The following is a 16,815-nucleotide window of genomic DNA, read 5'->3' as shown; positions in this document are numbered from 1 at the left end:
CGCCAGTATAATTTGTCAATTTTCTTAAACGAGTCTATAGCATAAAGCGCATATCAATTAAGTGCCAGCTAAAAAACATGATCCTAAGGGGCTAATCTATCAATTTTCCAGCCATCCCCTTCTCGTTGGTATAAAAAACGGTCATGTAAACGGTGAGCACCACCTTGCCAAAATTCAACACTATTAAATACGACTCGATAGCCTCCCCAAAAACTTGGTAGAGGAACTTCCCCATTTTTAAATTTTTGTTTTAGCTCTAAAAATTTACCCTCTAAAATTCCTCTAGCCGAAATTTTAGAGGATTGAGCTGAAGCCCATGCAGCAATTTGGCTATCTTTAGGCCGGTTGTGAAAATATTTCACCACTTCAATCGGGTTTAAACGCTCAGCAACGCCCGTAAAGTTCACTTGGCGTTCAAGTGGATACCAAGGGAAATGTAAGCTTATTTTATTATTTTTTTCAAGATGTTGTGCTTTTCGACTACCCATATTGGTATAAAACACCAACCCTTTATCATCAAAGTGCTTTAACAACACGATGCGCTGGTATGGTTGTCCTGTTTCGTCTACTGTCGCAACTGACATGGCGGTCGGGTCACTTAACTTCGCTTCGCACGCCTGCTTCATCCATAACTCAAAAAGGGTTAATGGATTAGGTGTTAAGTCATTGCGTCGTAACCCACCTTTCGTGTACTCACGTCGGACAGATGCAAGGTCAACTTCACTTATCTCATTCATTTTATATCCTTTAATGCCGTTATTTTTTATCGATATTTTTAGGGTACACCGCACCCAAAACAGTTTCCCTTGTTGCACCAGTCACTGAAGCAAGGTTCCCTGATAGCCCTGCAACAGTACGTGCAGCTAACCACGCAAATGCCAAAGCCTCCATATCATCGCCACTTAGACCAAACTTATCGCTTGGAGCCACCTCAATACCCGGTAATAAAGCGGCTAAACGTTGCATTAAAAATGTATTTTTAGCACCGCCACCACAAACAATTAATCGCTCACTCCCCCCACAAAGTAGAACTTGTTCAGCTATAGATGCTGCAGTAAGTTCACACAAAGTCGCCTGCACATTCTGGGCAGATACGGACGGGAAAGCAGCTAAGTGCGACTCTAACCACTGCATATTAAAATATTCACGCCCAGTACTTTTAGGGGACGCTCGCTTAAAGTAAGGGTCATTTATCATCGATTTTAGTAATGCATTATCAACATGACCGGAACTCGCCCATTCACCATCGTTATCAAATGCTTTTTGCTGATTGCGCCAAGTCCAAGTATCCATCAGCATATTTCCAGGGCCTGTGTCATATCCTTTCACATAAGCGCCCGGTAATAATGCTGTGATATTCGCTATCCCACCGATATTTAATACAATTCGTTTTTCTGTAGGATGCCCTAAAACAGCCAAGTGAAAAGCAGGTACTAATGGTGCACCTTGTCCACCATAGGCCATATCTCGTCGCCTAAAATCCCCAACAGTTGTAATACCCGTTAATGCGGCAATACGGTTATTGTCACCGAGTTGCATGGTAAATGGCTGCTCGCCTTCGGGTTCATGCCAAACTGTCTGCCCATGGCATCCTATTGCAATGATATCCTCAGCAGTTAACCCTGTTTGCTCTAATAATTGACTAATAGCGCTCGCATAAAGTGAACCTAATTCACGGTCTATTTTACCAATTTCGGACAAGGTCGTTTTTTGCCCTTGGCAAATATCTAAAATTCTTTTTTTTAGCTCGATTGGAAATGTGACACTTAAGCTAGATTGCTCAGCAACAAATTTATCACTAATTGCGGCGAGAACAACGTCAACGCCATCTAAACTCGTTCCGGACATAACCCCTATGTAACGACCTGACTTAATCATCATTCTTGTTCCTTCAGAGTGCACATTTATTTTATGATTTCTGCTATGAAGATTGTGCTTTGATGGATAGTTTTGTCAACAATTCGATGTAATTTCTCGTACCGCTTCGCAGGAATAATAAATATTTCTTTTTAAGGCAAAAAAACCTTTACAAGCTAAATAAAAATGGCGTTTTTTAATATATGGATTTAAAATTCTAAATATAATGTTAGCAATCAAACCATTTGCTATACATGAATATTGCTTTGTTATTAAACAGTCTTTTTGAGTCCCCCTTAGCTATTGATGCTAAAAGATAATCATAAGATGACTATTATAGGTAGATATTTAACAAAGCGTGCCTTACCCGATGAAATGTTGTTGAATTTGAGATATTTTACCTAGTGTTTACACTCTATTTAAATCAGAATCGGTAATCTAACCATCGCTTTTAAATACCATTATTTTGATACTTGTTGTGTTTATGGTGAGAACAAATATACGATGCTATGTTAGTGCCACAGACAGCAAATCTCATAGGAGTTATTATGCTTAAGAAAGTTTTTGTAGGTGTTGTTGCAGTTGCTGCGTTATCTGGCTGTGTCAATACCAGTACGCTTTCTGGTGATACTATTTCAGCCAATGATGCGAAACAGGTACAGACTGTGACCTATGGTACTGTACTGAATGCTCGTCCTGTGACCATCCAAGCAGGTGAAGATGGCAATGTCATCGGCGCAATTGGTGGTGCCGTACTAGGTGGTTTATTAGGTAACACCATCGGTGGTGGTACTGGAAATACTCTGGCAACCGCGGCAGGTGCTATTGCTGGTGGCCTCGCAGGTCAACAAGCTCAAGGTGCTTTAAACAGAAGCCAAGGTGTTCAATTAGAGATCCGTTTAGACAGCGGGAAAAACATTGTTGTCGTACAAAAACAAGATCCTAGCGCATTTCGTAATGGCCAACGTGTCATGATTGCAAATAGCGGTAATACAGTTACTGTATCTCCTCGTTAATTTTTGTATCAACGATTAAAGCATGTTCACCGACAACCCCGTCGGTGAACATCTCTTCTAGTTTGCTATTCAATAGCGTTTACTTTTAATGACAACTTATTTCTATATTATTACTTATATTAACTAGCTAATAATGTTTATAACAATTGTTAGATTCTAGTATAACCATTTTAAGCCACCCACTATACGTACATCATCGTCATAGAACCTATATTGTGTCACTCAAAACAGAGTTCTCTTTGATAGATAATGAATCACCCAACGAATACTAGGCTAGATCAATACAGATTCTAATTCACCACGGTAATGACAAATAAAAATAAATTCATTTGCCAATTATATCACATCATTTTTTAATTATTAGTGAACAAAAAAGTCATATTGATATCATATAATTAATGAACAATCCCTCTTGGAATTAATTTTTAATTTACTTATCACTCCTAATAATTACCACCTAAAACAACCATAACTCAATTCAATATAAAAACTAACCATATTGAATTTATGAATCATTTTGTAATCTAATAATATTTCGTTCTAGCTTTAATAATAACTGTGATAACTGGTCAAGTTCCTCCTGAGTAATATTACTTAAAATTTCTATGCGAGTGTTATTAATCACTTGATCAACTGTTTTAATAAATGGCTCTGATTCCTCTGTTAGTTTAATTCTTTTTGCTCGCCTATCATTCGCACAAGTGTGCCTAGAGATAAGTTTTTTTTCCTCCAATTGATCGAGTGTTCTGACTAGCGAAGGTTGCTCAATCCCTATTGCTTTTGCAAGTTGAATTTGCGACTGTTCAGGCGGTAGCTGACTAATATTATGCAATGTAACCCAATGAGTTTGTGTAAGTTTTAATGGTTTTAGTCGATGATCAATTAATGATCTCCACATACGAACTACACGAGATAATTCTGTCCCAATTTGTGATTCCAATTTACCCTCCTTTTATATAATTATAATGTCTAAAAAATATACCAGACTCATATTATTTTTTAAATTATATATTAATTTCCTTTTATGTTTACAACTTTTTATTGATGTAAAAACTTACAAATACCTATTTAGAGTGATATTATCATTTGTATTTCGAGATATGTGTCGTGTTAAAAACAACCATATAAGAATAAAAGAAGCCATTCACAAAGATAAAAAAATGCAATTATCTTATTAATCAGAATAGCTCCACTCTCCTTTCTGATCTATCTATTTTAATTCTCATAGTAATTAACTCTAACAATAAAAAAATAATTTAAAAAAATCCCCTTTAAAAACAAAACAATATAGTTAATCCTAAAAATATTTTAATTTTAATTCATTTCAATACAAGTATAATAAACATAAATAAATACAATATTATTTAAATATAAACAATAAAATTAATGCACTTAAAATAATTAGTCTGAAATTAATTGCGATGAGTTACAAAACAAATGATTAAAAACAAAAATGGCTATACTCATTCTTCATTAAAAAAGTTGTTGTTGAGTGCTAATAACGTCTTCTTGGCTTATCTTTTTACTCATCGTTCTTAAGTAACGCTGACGACATAAGCGAATAATATTGCGCTTTTCTGTACTCGAAAATTTTAACCAATTAAACCGCTCATCTCGAGTACGAAAACACCCACGACAATAACCTTGCTCATTGGTTTGGCAAATTCCTCGACAAGGGCTCGGTATCTCAAAAAATTCAAGCTGCTCTGCCATCGCGTCATTCCTTCAAATGCAAAATTATCATAAATGTATGATATACTCTTGAAAAATGAGTATTACCACTATTTGGCCAAAAAATAAACTGTGATCATTGTATTTAACAATATAGGCACGTTATATTAATAGGTAAAATAATTCAGTATTATTTAGTAAATTCAAGAGGTTTTTTATGCGCTTACTTCATACCATGTTACGTGTTACTGATATGCAACGCTCAATTGATTTTTATACCAAAGTATTAGGTATGCGCTTGCTAAGAACCAGTGAGAATACCGAGTATAAATATTCTTTAGCTTTTGTTGGGTATAGTGATGAAAGTGAAGGTGCAGTCATCGAGCTAACCTACAACTGGGGTGTTGATAATTACGATATGGGAAATGCCTATGGTCATATCGCATTAGGGGTTGATGATGTTGCAAAAACCTGTGACGATATTCGCCAAGCTGGTGGTAATGTCACCCGGGAAGCTGGCCCTGTAAAAGGTGGCTCAACAATCATTGCCTTCGTTGAAGACCCGGATGGCTATAAAATTGAACTCATCGAAAATAAAAGCGCAAGTAAAGGTTTAGGCCATTAATTGGGTAGATTGTTAAATTTAAGCGGGCAATGCACCGCTTAAGTTTTCTTCTCATTTTCACTGCTAATTTCTACTGATATAGGCATAATATATGCCTATCAGAAACTTTATAATCGAAAGTCCTAATGTCTGAAAAAAACAATCCGAACGCCCTTGTAAACCGTTTTAGGGGTTACTACCCTGTTGTTATTGATGTTGAAACGGGTGGGTTTAACGCGAAAACTGATGGGCTGCTTGAAATTGCAGCAATCACACTAAAAATGGACAAAGATGGCTGGCTTGCCATAGATGAAACATTGCATTTTCATGTAGAACCATTTGAAGGGGCTAATTTAGAGCCATCTGCGCTTGCTTTTACAGGAATTGACCCAACAAACCCTTTGCGTGGTGCCGTCAGTGAGTATGAAGCGTTACATGCTATTTTCAAAGTCGTTCGTAAAGGTATGAAAAATACCGATTGCAATCGCGCAATTATTGTCGCTCATAATGCAAACTTTGATCATAGCTTTGTGATGAATGCAGCTGAACGCGCAGGTTTAAAACGCAACCCATTCCATCCTTTTGCTACTTTCGATACCGCAGCGTTAAGTGGTTTAGTGTTTGGTCAAACAATTCTTGCTAAAGCATGTGCCAGTGCAGGTATCCCATTTGATGGTAAACAAGCCCATGGTGCATTGTATGATACTAATCGTACCGCACTATTGTTTTGTGAAATCGTGAATAAATTCAAGAAGCTTGGTGGCTGGCCAATTATTGATGACGAAAAATAAATAAAAAAACCGCAGTAGATAAACAACACGTTGCCTTTACCTACTGCGATTTTTTATGATTTATTATCAGAGATTATGCGTTAGCTTCATCTTCTGGGCGATATTTATCAGCTGTTTCTTTGATAAGTGATTGCAACTCACCGCGTTGAAACATTTCCATAATGATGTCACAACCGCCAACTAGCTCACCATCTACCCATAACTGTGGGAAAGTCGGCCAGTTTGCATATTTTGGCAGTTCTGCACGAATATCTGGGTTTTGTAAAATATCGACATAAGCGAAACGCTCACCACATGAAGATAAGGCTTGTACCGCTTGAGCAGAAAAACCACAGCTCGGAAGTTTTGGTGAGCCCTTCATGTATAATAAAATTGGGTTTTCTTTAATTTGGCGCTCAATTCTTTCAATTGTTGTCATTTTTACTTCCTTAACATTAACATGATTAGTATATTTTTATTTATCAACTAGATAGTTGATTTTTAGCCCTAAAATATACTACGCAATACGATATCTTGTTTTAAATATGTCGATGGCTATTTGTATGAAAAAAGAGGGGGATTGCCCCTCTTTTGATTTGCTACTATTGTGACTTATTTATGATTCAAGTCAAATAAATCTATGTCTTGTTTTACAGCAACACGTCATTTTCACTTAGATACTATTTACTTGTACTTTAGGCGTAGTTGTCGAGCCTTTTTACGTATTCGCCAATATATTTCGCTTCTTCTTTTATTATCGTTTACGTCAATCTTCTCAAATGGCAATAAATCAGCCTAGTTTTCCTTACATCGAGCTTGCGCTACTTACCAATAAGGATAAACTTATACTTTTCTAAAATACGAAATTTATGCACAGCAACCCCATTACAACCCTGATAATAATCATTCCATTCTTTGTTTTCATTGCATTTTTTATTATTAAAAATCGGCAACAACCGGACATTACGCCACTATTTTTCAAAGCTTTTATCTACTTACTTAGCACTATAGCTTTCATAAATGTTCTTTTTTTAATACGAACCTTCATTGGCTGGAACTAGTGTCGTTGTCCGTGGCTAAATCCCATACTTACTTACTATTGTTCCTGCATAATCTCTTGATATAAAACCTTTACAACCCACTTTATCTAATTTTAATTTAATCTTAATCAATGAGTGCCTTAGTTAACTTATTCTGTAGGGCTTTTTTAAATTTAGGAGCCTTCCAGACATGCTGCCCTCTTCTCACTACTCGTTTATCAATCACTTAATATCGATTATCCGTCATGATTTTAGAGTCGATGCACTGCTTGGCGGTGGCTCACTTGTGCATGGCGGATTTGATGAGTACTCAGATTTAGATTTTATCCTCGTCATTAAAGATGAATACTACGATGAGATTCAATCTGATAAACAAAAATTTGCAAGTAATATCGGCTCACTACTTAATGCCTTCACTGGGCACCATGTAGGAGAACCTCGGTTACTAATTTGCTTATATGGCCCACCGCTTTTACATGTGGATTTGAAATTTATCACTTTGAATATGCTTGAACATCGTGTTGAAAACCCTGCCATCTTATTTGCACGAGAAGAAAATACCATCAACGCGAAATTAGCATTATCACAACCCCACTGGCCTGAAAAATCATCAAATTGGTTTGAAGAAAGAGCATGGATTTGGCTTCATTATGCAACCGTTAAATTAGCACGTGGTGAGCTCTATGAAGCAATTGGCATGATTTCTTTTTTTCGCGAGCAAATCCTTGGCCCAATGTTGTATCGCCGTACAGGGATGCCCCAACGAGAAGTTAGGCGCATAGAACAACTTGGCCTAGACCCAGAGAAAATACTGGCGAGTACTCTTGCTAGCCACAACCGAAACTCAGTTAAGTCCTCTATAAAAAATGCACTCACAGGTTATGTTGCACTGAGAACGGATTTCCCACCAGATGCAAGTTCTATGCTTTCAGAGAAACTTCTTCGAGAAATGCTCGATATAATTGAATAGCTTTCAAGGGTCGCTTTTTATGTGTAAAAACGCCTAACGGCGTTATCTTTCAATAACACATTATTCAAATATTTGGTTGTTAACATACTATCAACACGATTACCTTTACCCTTTATAGGGTTAATCGTGTTACTATTAACATATTAAGAATCATACAGGCCATCTGGCAAAAAAACTGTAGATAAACAACGAAGCACAATATTTCGCTCACTTTACGAGCAAACACCCATATGTTTTGATACAAAAGCAATCAAGGAGTACGTCATGTCATTTGAACTTCCCGCTCTACCGTATGCTAAAGATGCTTTAGAACCTTATATTTCAGCTGAGACCTTAGAATACCACTATGGTAAACACCACAATACCTACGTTGTTAACTTAAACAACTTAATCAAAGGCACTAACTTTGAAGGTAAATCTTTAGAAGAAATCATCAAAACATCTGAAGCTGGCGTATTTAACAATGCTGCCCAAGTTTGGAACCATACTTTTTATTGGAATTGCTTAGCGCCAAATGCAGGTGGCGAGCCAACAGGTAAAGTTGCAGATGCTATCAATAAGGCATTTGGTTCTTTCGCTGAGTTTAAAGCGCAATTTACGGATGCAGCGACCAAAAACTTCGGTGCAGGTTGGACTTGGTTAGTTAAGAAAGCCGATGGCAGCTTAGCAATCGTCAATACTTCCAATGCAGCAACACCTATTTCAGGTGACGACAAACCAGTTTTAACAGTTGATATTTGGGAACACGCTTACTACATCGATTACCGTAATGCGCGCCCTAAATACTTAGAAAACTTCTGGGCGCTAGTAAACTGGAAGTTCGTAGAAGAGAACTTAGCTTAATTTAATATGTTTTCCCAATAGAATAAGGGCGAGTTATTACTCGCCCTTATTTATTCACCCAATGAAGATGAAACACAACTAAAATAAATGTACAGCAATGAAAATAATCATCGCTAATGAACCCACTGCTGCTAGTATTCCATATTTAACATCTGTATCCATGAGTTCCTCTCATCCTAACAAAATTGAATTAATGATAACCACATAAACATTAAGGTTACTGAGTATACACATCCAAAAAAGCAAAACCAGTGTCTATATCACATGTTATAACATCAATTATTTCTTTCGTTTTTGCGCTAGATCAGACAAAATCGACAACAAATCGCTAAATTATTGCCAGCAAAGGATCTATGCATCAATATGCAGGTAATTTTTTAACTAGAATTCTTAGAGAGACCTATAGTTGGTCAGGAGTTTTGTTCCCCCATGGCAACGATTAAAGATGTGGCGAAACGCGCTGGCGTCTCTACCACTACCGTATCCCATGTTATTAATAAAACGCGCTTTGTGGCTGATGATACCAAAGCGGCAGTTTGGGCTGCTATCAAATCGCTCAATTATTCGCCTAGTGCGGTTGCCCGTAGCTTAAAAGTGAACCACACCAAATCGATTGGTTTGTTAGCAACATCAAGTGAGGCCCCTTACTTTGCAGAAGTTATTGAGTCCGTTGAAAATAGCTGCTACGAAAAAGGCTATACACTGATCCTCTGTAACTCTCACAATAATCTTGGTAAACAAAAAGCCTACTTACAGATGTTGGCGCAAAAACGTGTCGATGGCTTGCTGGTTATGTGTTCCGAATACCCCGATACACTTATCGGGATGCTTGAAGATTATCGTAATATTCCAATGGTTGTGATGGATTGGGGAACTTCCCGCGGGGATTTCACCGATAGCATTATCGACAATTCATTCCATGGGGGCTATCTCGCAGGGCGTTACCTGATTGATAGAGGTCACCGTGACATTGGTGTGATCCCAGGCTCCCTTGAGCGTAATACAGGGATTGGTCGTCTGACTGGTTTCCAAAAAGCCATGGAAGAAGCCAAAGTAACCTTAAAAGAAGAGTGGATTGTTCAAGGGGACTTTGAACCAGAGTCTGGCTATAAAGCGATGATGCAGATTTTAAGCCATAAACAGCGCCCTACTGCTGTTTTCTGTGGTGGTGATATCATGGCTATGGGTGCTATTTGCGCCGCGGATGAAATGGGCTTGCGTGTTCCACAAGACATTTCCATCATCGGTTACGACAATGTGCGAAACGCACGCTATTTCACCCCTGCATTGACAACAATCCACCAACCTAAAGAGCGTTTGGGTCAAATGGCGTTCGCAATGTTACTAGACCGTATTGTGAATAAGCGCGAAGACGCTCAAACTATTGAAGTTCACCCTCGTCTCGTTGAGCGTCGTTCTGTTGCTGACGGCCCATTTATTGACTATCGCCGATAACTCAACTTATGTTGATAACCACTCCGCGTTGAGCGTTTCATTATCACCAAGATAATCTAATAACCAACTCAGCGCAGGAGAGGTATTTTTCTCTACCCATGTTAAACAGCATGGGCTTGATGGAAATGGTTGTGCCAGTGTCAATTCTACCAATTTACCTTCAGCACACAATGGTGCTGCACGATGTTCAGGGACCATCCCCACACACAGCCCATTAGCTAAACAGGCTAAGCCGTTTTCCCAATAGGGGACAACTAAACGCCGTTGGTTATCCAACGCCCAAGTATCGCGTTTAGGTAAGCTACGAGATGTATCTTCTAAGCACAAACTTGGATACTCACGCATTTCATCGTCTGTTAGGCTATGCCCTATTTTCGCTAAAGGATGGTCAGGGCTTGCAACACACATCCACGACATAAACCCCATATCTCGAAAACTATAACGTTCACCAATTGGTGAAGCCCGTGTTGCGCCAATGGCGACATCTACTCGACCATCAGCTAATGCATCCCAAACACCATTAAAAACCTCGGGGTGTATATACAATTCAATATCAGGAAAATGACGATAAAAATCGAGGATAAGCTGCTCGGTGCGTTGAGGCTTAACGATGCAGTCTACCGCTATACTGAACTGACCTCTCCAGCCATTCGCAGCTTGTTGGCATTGATGACGGGTCTCTGTCATTTTTTTGATAACAGATCGGCTTTCTTTAATAAAAATCAGCCCTGCCTCGGTTAAAACAACGTCTCGGTGTCGCCGTTCAAACAAAGGGACTGCCAACCATTCTTCAACTTGTTTAACTGTATAGCTAATTGCCGACGGCACGCGGTGTAACTCATCTGCGGCACCACTGAAACTCCCCGTCCGAGCAACCGCATCAATCACTTCAAGAGCATGAGCAGACCACATAGCATCTCCTTTCAAATATTTTGATGGCAAGATCCAAATATTACCGTTTCACAAGACAAAAAAATAGCCTATACAATGGCACTACCGTTAACATTTTTTTAAATATCAGATAAGTAAATAATTATGACGACTGCGAAAAAAAATTCCCCTGGATTTATGCTATATCTTGCTGGATTAAGCATGTTGGGGTTTTTAGCCATTGATATGTACCTGCCTGCTTTTGGTGCAATGCAGACCACGTTGCACACAACCGAAGGGGCTATCAGTGCTTCTCTCAGTATCTTTTTAGCGGGCTTCGCGTTTGCTCAGCTACTTTGGGGCCCACTTTCAGACAAACTTGGCCGCAAACCAGTGTTAATTGTTGGGCTGACTATCTTTATTGTGAGCAGTTTGGCAATTTTTTGGGTCACTACAGCAACACAGTTATTAACTTTACGCTTTTTACAAGCCGTTGGTGTTTGCTCCGCCGCCGTTTTATGGCAAGCCCTTGTTATTGACCGCTATGATGAGGCAAGCACCCAAAAAGTGTTTGCATCAATCATGCCATTAGTCGCGCTCTCCCCTGCACTTGCGCCGTTATTAGGAGCATGGGTGCTCGAACACCAAACTTGGGAAGCTATCTTTTTAATCTTGATGGCTGTCGGTGTGTTATTACTGTTACCAACGTTTTTCCTCAAAAATGTGTCTGTCAAAAAACACGAGGATGAAAACCAGCCTCAAGCCAAAGTTTCATTTGGTAAATTACTGAGCTCACCAATCTTCAGTGGCAACGTTTTAGTTTATGCCTCTTGCAGTGCGGGCTTTTTTGCTTGGCTAACCGGTTCGCCGTTTATTCTGCGCAATATGGGCTTTAACCCTGCGGATATTGGATTAAGCTACATCCCCCAAACTCTTGCTTTCATTGTTGGTGGTTATGGTTGCCGTTTAGTTTTAGCCAAAGTACGTGCCGAAACCTTATTCCCGCTACTATTAATTGGTTATGCGGTTAGCATGTCTATCTTATTCATCATGGCTATCTATACCACACCATCATTAACCATGATTTTAATTCCATTTTGCTTTATGGCTGCCATGAACGGGGCGTCGTACCCAATAGCCGTTTCAAAAGCGTTAAATACCTTCCCTAGCGCAAGTGGTAAAGCAGCCGCCTTACAAAACGCCTTACAACTTGGCTTATGTTTCTTGGCAAGTTTGTTAGTTTCTGCTTTAGCCTTTGACCCGCTTCTTGCAACAACGGGTGTGATGGCCTTTACTATTATCCCAATGGCGATTGGTTACTTTATGCAACGTTGTGCTGTTAAATGTGAAAAAACATTGAAGCAAGCAGATTGCCAAGCAAATTAATTGCTTTAGATTCGTTATACACTGTGCCGCAGCTATGCGGCGCAGTTTTTAATTACAAACTGACCGTTCACCAAATATATTATTCTTAAGCTAACTGTAGGCACTGGCGGCACTTTTGTCATATTCAGTAACAGGAAGTATTTGCTTAAAAATGCGCTTTAACGCATCATTCACTAACCACTTTCACCTAATTAAAGCGTATTCCACTAATAAAAAGTCATTTTATTTTTTTATCTTCTAAAACTCATGTTTTCAATGGTTATTTTTCTTGTCAAAAAACGCTATCATTGCCATATCAAATAATGAGTGCTCAAGTATGATGTTGAAACAATATTATCCGCCAGATGAATTGAAAGGCTTTGTTAGTTCTATTTTGATTATCAAAGAATTCACCAGTGCGATTAAAATATTTCCAGGGACAGGGGCTGAGATTTGGGTTTCATCAGATCCCATCTGTATGTCTGCCGATGGCTACTCCACGACTAACCCATTTCAACTCATCATACCGAGAATCAACACATTTACAGCAAACCCTAACCATGCAAAAACCATGGTACTGCGTATCCGCCATGATGCCTTACGTTTTTTATTACCCCAACGTATATTCAATTATACGGATAGGCCCATTGCCCTCGGTGAAATCTGGCAAGATAACTGGTTTGAAGCGCTCGCGAATTCCTCTTTTAAGGAATTGTTAGATTGCTTTACCCAAACTAAAGCCAGCAAAAAGCCACATTTTACTGATGACATCATTGAGTTGCTCTATCGTAATCCTACAAAAAAAATCACCGACATTGCTGATGAGACAGGTTTACATCTGCGCATCATTCAAAAGGAATTTTTAAAAGAGTATGGCATTACGCCTAAACGCTACCAGATCAATTGCCGTTTAGAGCATGTTCTAAAAAGCATGGTGATAGATCAAGACACTTATCGTTGGTTTGAAACTGGCTATTATGATCAGTCTCATTTTTACCGTGATTTCAAAAGATACTTCACTATGACCCCGTCGGCCTTTTTAAAATCAGATTATTCGCTTTTTTACAATACAAAAACCAAGTACCCATTAAGATAGTTCTTAATACATAAGGAGAACGGAATGAGTATTGTTGTGTATGCCCAAATTACAACTGAAAGAACGGATGGGTATTTAACTAGGGAAATCGTTCGTGACTTAGCAAAACTAAGCCGCCGTGAGAAAGGTTGTATACAGTATGATCTTATGGCTAAAGAAAATGGCTATATTGTTTTTGAAGAATGGGAAAGCACCCATGCACTTGAAATGCACAAAAATAGCGCACATTTTAGGCGTTTAGTTGAAGCGATTGAACGTGATAATGCCAGTTTTTCTGTTAATTTTAGTGAAAAATAACTAACTAATAGGGCAAGGTTTTAATCAAATTAGCTGTTTTGGCAGTCTGTGGTGTTATTGACTCGATATTTCTGACAACTTTACACTTGATTAAGCACCTTTATCCTACCAAATCTAAAATTTCATTATTTTTATTCAGGCTATAGTAAAAAGAGTATTGCTATAGCCTGAATAATGTCAAAATATTGATAACTTATTAATCTACTTTAGTTTCTTCTGTTAAATCATTGCCCTGCTGCAACAATTTTTCTTGCTCTTTTTGATTAAGCACGCGCTCTACAGTATCAACAATCGCCTGAGTTTGTGGGTCTATCTCAATATTAATTTTATCCCCTAAACGCTTTTGCCCCAACGTCGTTCTTTCTAACGTTTCTGGGATTAGGTGTACACAAAAACGGTTATTGATAACATCCCCAACCGTTAGGCTAATACCATCAATCGCGACAAACCCTTTGTGTAAAATGTATTTCATCAATGCTTTATCATGAATTGATAGCCAGATTTGATGATTATCTTCTGAAGTGAAAATTTTACTGATTTCGGCGGTTGTCATAATGTGCCCAGACACCACATGACCACCTATTTCATCACCATATTTCGCGGCACGTTCAATATTGACAACATCGCCTTCTTGTAGCGCACCCAAATTAGTCAGACGGAGTGTTTCTTTAATTAAATCAAAGCTAACTCTTTCACCATCAATTTTAGTGACCGTCAAACAGCAACCATTATGGGCAACAGAGGCGCCCGTTTCTAAACCAACCAGTAATTCAGGGGTAAACTTCATGACATGAGTACGAAAATTCGCTCTTTCCGTAATTTCAACAATTGGAGCGGTCGCTTGAACAATACCTGTAAACATAATGACTCTCTGTGTCGTGAATTAATGAGTCCAGTTTACCTAAGAATTTTTTGAGATCTATCTTATTTGAGTGGTGAGATACAGACTGAATAACTGCCTGTAATCAAATACACAAAGAGACAAATGTGCTCTTTCATTAATAAGCAGTATATCTTTATTGGAATACATTGATAAAATGGATAGAATAAAGGGTTTTTAATAACACTTTGATTTATTGCTAAATCATTTATTTTTCTCGTTTTTTCTTCTTCATTATTTTTATTATAAAGGTGTATGCGTGCAGAAATATTTTACAGAAGCGCGTAGCTTGTTGGCTCTCGGTATTCCTATCGTTCTCGCTCAGTTTTCACAAACCGCCATGGGGTTTGTCGATACGGTTATGGCAGGTAGCGTCAGTGAAATCGAGATGTCCGCAGTTGCAGTTGGGTTCTCCATCTGGCTGCCAGCTATTCTTTTTGGTCAGGGACTGCTAATGGCGTTGACCCCTATCGTTGCTCAAATGAACGGGTCCGGCCGCCGTAATTTAATTGGCGATCAAATTCAACAAGGTCTATGGCTCGCACTCTTTTTAGCCTTAGGTATTATGTGCTTGCTTTATAATAGCCAACTTATTATTAGCAACATGCCACACATTGATCCAGAACTTGCCGATAAATCCGTTCGTTTCTTACATGCCATCATGTGGGGGGCGCCGGGGTATTTATTCTATCAAGTCTACCGTAGCCAATGTGAAGGTCTTTCGAAAACTAAGCCGGGGATGGTGATTGGTTTTCTGGGCTTAATGGTCAATATTCCAATTAACTATATCTTTATCTACGGTCACTTCGGTGCCCCTGCTCTTGGCGGTGTAGGCTGTGGTGTGGCAACGGCATCAGTGTATTGGGCTATGTGCATGATGATGAGATGGTATGTGAAACGAGCTTCGGCTCAGCGCGATATTCGCCCTACTGTTCCTTTCACATCACCAAATCCATTAATTTTAAAGCGAATTATTGTGTTAGGTACGCCAATTGGCTTAGCGTTGTTCTTCGAAGTCACATTATTTGCTGTTGTCGCACTGTTGGTTGCACCATTAGGCGTTGTTGCCGTTGCTGGACACCAAGTTGCGCTTAACTTCAGTTCAGTGATGTTTATGTTCCCATTATCACTGGGGATCGCTGCAACCATTCGCGTAGGTTATAACTTAGGTCAGCAATCCACCGAAGCGGCTAAAGTGTCTTCTTATACAGGCCTTGCCGTTGGCTTAATGGTCGCAACGATTACGGCAATTTTTACCGCTGTTTTCCGTGAACCAATTGCAATGATGTATAACAAAAACCCTGAAGTGGTTGTTTTAGCATCAAGTTTAATGCTTTATGCCGCTATCTATCAGTTATCAGATTCCGTGCAAGTCATTGGCGCAGGGATTTTACGTGGTTATAAAGATACCCGTTCAATCTTCTTTATTACGTTCACGGCGTACTGGCTGTTAGGTTTACCTACTGGCTATATTTTAGCCCTAACAGACTATGTTGGGCCAGCGATGGGACCAAAAGGTTTCTGGATAGGCTTTATTATTGGACTAAGTGCCGCTGCGGTGGGTATGGCCACACGAATTATGTGGATCCATAAGCAACCTGAGCAAGTTGTCCTGCTACGTTCGACACGCTAGTCGTCGGTTTTTTAAGCAATTTATTGTGTGGGAAGATGTATTTCGCACCAGATAGTTTTAAATACGAGCAAACTGTCGCGAAATTACATTTTCCCCTTGCCAGATTCACGGCATAACGTTAATATTCGTCCCCGTTGTCACCTAGAAGTTTTCAGCGCGTCCGTAGCTCAGTTGGTTAGAGCACCACCTTGACATGGTGGGGGTCGGTAGTTCGAGTCTACTCGGACGCACCATTCTAGTTAGCACAACACGTTAATTTCAGTGCGTCCGTAGCTCAGTTGGTTAGAGCACCACCTTGACATGGTGGGGGTCGGTAGTTCGAGTCTACTCGGACGCACCATTTCAAGTTAACTCAACGCGTTAATCTCAGTGCGTCCGTAGCTCAGTTGGTTAGAGCACCACCTTGACATGGTGGGGGTCGGTAGTTCGAGTCTACTCGGACGCACCA

The 16,815-nt window shown here is 39.3% G+C and carries 17 protein-coding genes and 3 tRNA genes; 13 read left to right on the top strand and 7 right to left on the bottom strand.

What is annotated here, in order from left to right; all coding sequences use genetic code 11:
• Positions 1-83 precede the first annotated feature (83 nt).
• Together pdxH and anmK are read right to left on the bottom strand one after the other, a co-directional pair.
• A complete protein-coding gene (gene pdxH, locus AC4IFT_RS17005) occupies positions 84-737 on the bottom strand; it encodes a pyridoxamine 5'-phosphate oxidase (RefSeq protein ID WP_490752020.1) in 654 nt (217 codons plus the stop codon).
• Between the two features lie 19 nt (positions 738-756).
• Positions 757-1,878 (bottom strand): anhydro-N-acetylmuramic acid kinase, encoded by a 1,122-nt coding sequence (anmK, locus tag AC4IFT_RS17000; RefSeq protein ID WP_490734890.1) that lies wholly within the window; start codon positions 1,876-1,878, stop codon positions 757-759.
• Between the two features lie 527 nt (positions 1,879-2,405).
• Between anmK and AC4IFT_RS16995 the strand changes: the two genes are divergently transcribed.
• A complete protein-coding gene (locus AC4IFT_RS16995) occupies positions 2,406-2,873 on the top strand; it encodes an outer membrane lipoprotein (protein ID WP_219248657.1) in 468 nt (155 codons plus the stop codon).
• A 505-nt stretch (positions 2,874-3,378) separates the two neighbouring features.
• Here the strand turns inward: AC4IFT_RS16995 and slyA are convergent.
• Positions 3,379-3,813 (bottom strand): transcriptional regulator SlyA, encoded by a 435-nt coding sequence (gene slyA, locus AC4IFT_RS16990; RefSeq protein WP_490734759.1) that lies wholly within the window; start codon positions 3,811-3,813, stop codon positions 3,379-3,381.
• Positions 3,814-4,346: 533 nt separating this feature from the next.
• On the bottom strand, positions 4,347-4,586 hold the full coding sequence (locus AC4IFT_RS16985; RefSeq protein ID WP_490734757.1) for a DUF1289 domain-containing protein: 240 nt from the start codon (positions 4,584-4,586) through the stop codon (positions 4,347-4,349).
• Positions 4,587-4,761: 175 nt separating this feature from the next.
• Here AC4IFT_RS16985 and gloA point away from each other — a divergent pair, with 175 nt between their 5' ends.
• Complete coding sequence (gloA, locus tag AC4IFT_RS16980) at positions 4,762-5,169, top strand: lactoylglutathione lyase (RefSeq protein WP_490752018.1); 408 nt, start codon at positions 4,762-4,764, stop codon at positions 5,167-5,169.
• 125 nt (positions 5,170-5,294) lie between these two features.
• Positions 5,295-5,939: a ribonuclease T gene (rnt, locus tag AC4IFT_RS16975; protein WP_490752016.1), complete on the top strand. Its 645-nt coding sequence runs from the start codon at positions 5,295-5,297 to the stop codon at positions 5,937-5,939.
• Between the two features lie 73 nt (positions 5,940-6,012).
• Here the strand turns inward: rnt and AC4IFT_RS16970 are convergent, their stop codons facing one another.
• On the bottom strand, positions 6,013-6,357 hold the full coding sequence (locus tag AC4IFT_RS16970) for a Grx4 family monothiol glutaredoxin (RefSeq protein ID WP_369311414.1): 345 nt from the start codon (positions 6,355-6,357) through the stop codon (positions 6,013-6,015).
• A 791-nt stretch (positions 6,358-7,148) separates the two neighbouring features.
• Between AC4IFT_RS16970 and AC4IFT_RS16965 the strand changes: the two genes are divergently transcribed.
• From AC4IFT_RS16965 to purR, 3 genes are all read left to right on the top strand, one after another.
• Positions 7,149-7,928 (top strand): nucleotidyltransferase domain-containing protein, encoded by a 780-nt coding sequence (locus AC4IFT_RS16965; RefSeq protein ID WP_490752014.1) that lies wholly within the window; start codon positions 7,149-7,151, stop codon positions 7,926-7,928.
• 264 nt (positions 7,929-8,192) lie between these two features.
• Entirely contained in the window at positions 8,193-8,771 is a 579-nt protein-coding gene (gene sodB, locus AC4IFT_RS16960; protein WP_273804142.1) for a superoxide dismutase [Fe], read from the top strand.
• Between the two features lie 429 nt (positions 8,772-9,200).
• A complete protein-coding gene (purR, locus tag AC4IFT_RS16955) occupies positions 9,201-10,226 on the top strand; it encodes an HTH-type transcriptional repressor PurR (RefSeq protein WP_490734648.1) in 1,026 nt (341 codons plus the stop codon).
• A gap of 6 nt (positions 10,227-10,232) precedes the next feature.
• Here purR and punR read toward each other — a convergent pair whose 3' ends face one another.
• Positions 10,233-11,138, bottom strand: a complete 906-nt coding sequence (gene punR / locus AC4IFT_RS16950) for a DNA-binding transcriptional activator PunR (protein ID WP_490734646.1) — start codon at positions 11,136-11,138, stop codon at positions 10,233-10,235.
• A 120-nt stretch (positions 11,139-11,258) separates the two neighbouring features.
• Here punR and punC point away from each other — a divergent pair, with 120 nt between their 5' ends.
• The 3 genes from punC (at position 11,259) to AC4IFT_RS16935 (ending at position 13,854) form a co-directional block, all read left to right on the top strand.
• Positions 11,259-12,482, top strand: coding sequence for a purine nucleoside transporter PunC (gene punC / locus AC4IFT_RS16945; RefSeq protein ID WP_490734886.1), 1,224 nt, complete (start codon positions 11,259-11,261; stop codon positions 12,480-12,482).
• A gap of 316 nt (positions 12,483-12,798) precedes the next feature.
• Positions 12,799-13,557, top strand: a complete 759-nt coding sequence (locus AC4IFT_RS16940) for a helix-turn-helix transcriptional regulator (protein ID WP_490752012.1) — start codon at positions 12,799-12,801, stop codon at positions 13,555-13,557.
• Between the two features lie 24 nt (positions 13,558-13,581).
• Positions 13,582-13,854 (top strand): putative quinol monooxygenase, encoded by a 273-nt coding sequence (locus AC4IFT_RS16935; RefSeq protein ID WP_490734642.1) that lies wholly within the window; start codon positions 13,582-13,584, stop codon positions 13,852-13,854.
• 196 nt (positions 13,855-14,050) lie between these two features.
• Here AC4IFT_RS16935 and AC4IFT_RS16930 read toward each other — a convergent pair whose 3' ends face one another.
• Positions 14,051-14,716 carry a riboflavin synthase subunit alpha gene (locus AC4IFT_RS16930; RefSeq protein ID WP_490734640.1) on the bottom strand — a complete coding sequence of 222 codons (666 nt, stop codon included), beginning with the start codon at positions 14,714-14,716 and terminating at the stop codon, positions 14,051-14,053.
• A 277-nt stretch (positions 14,717-14,993) separates the two neighbouring features.
• Here AC4IFT_RS16930 and AC4IFT_RS16925 point away from each other — a divergent pair, with 277 nt between their 5' ends.
• The 4 genes from AC4IFT_RS16925 to AC4IFT_RS16910 all read left to right on the top strand — a co-directional run bounded on the left by AC4IFT_RS16925 (position 14,994) and on the right by AC4IFT_RS16910 (position 16,815).
• Positions 14,994-16,367 (top strand): MATE family efflux transporter, encoded by a 1,374-nt coding sequence (locus AC4IFT_RS16925; RefSeq protein WP_490734638.1) that lies wholly within the window; start codon positions 14,994-14,996, stop codon positions 16,365-16,367.
• Between the two features lie 156 nt (positions 16,368-16,523).
• Positions 16,524-16,600: transfer RNA gene (locus AC4IFT_RS16920), tRNA-Val, on the top strand.
• 30 nt (positions 16,601-16,630) lie between these two features.
• Positions 16,631-16,707, top strand: a tRNA-Val gene (locus AC4IFT_RS16915).
• Positions 16,708-16,738: 31 nt separating this feature from the next.
• Positions 16,739-16,815 (top strand) — tRNA-Val (locus AC4IFT_RS16910).

This window comes from Providencia sp. UF-183 (genome assembly GCF_058246155.1).
This window is presented reverse-complemented; position numbering and strand designations above follow the sequence as displayed.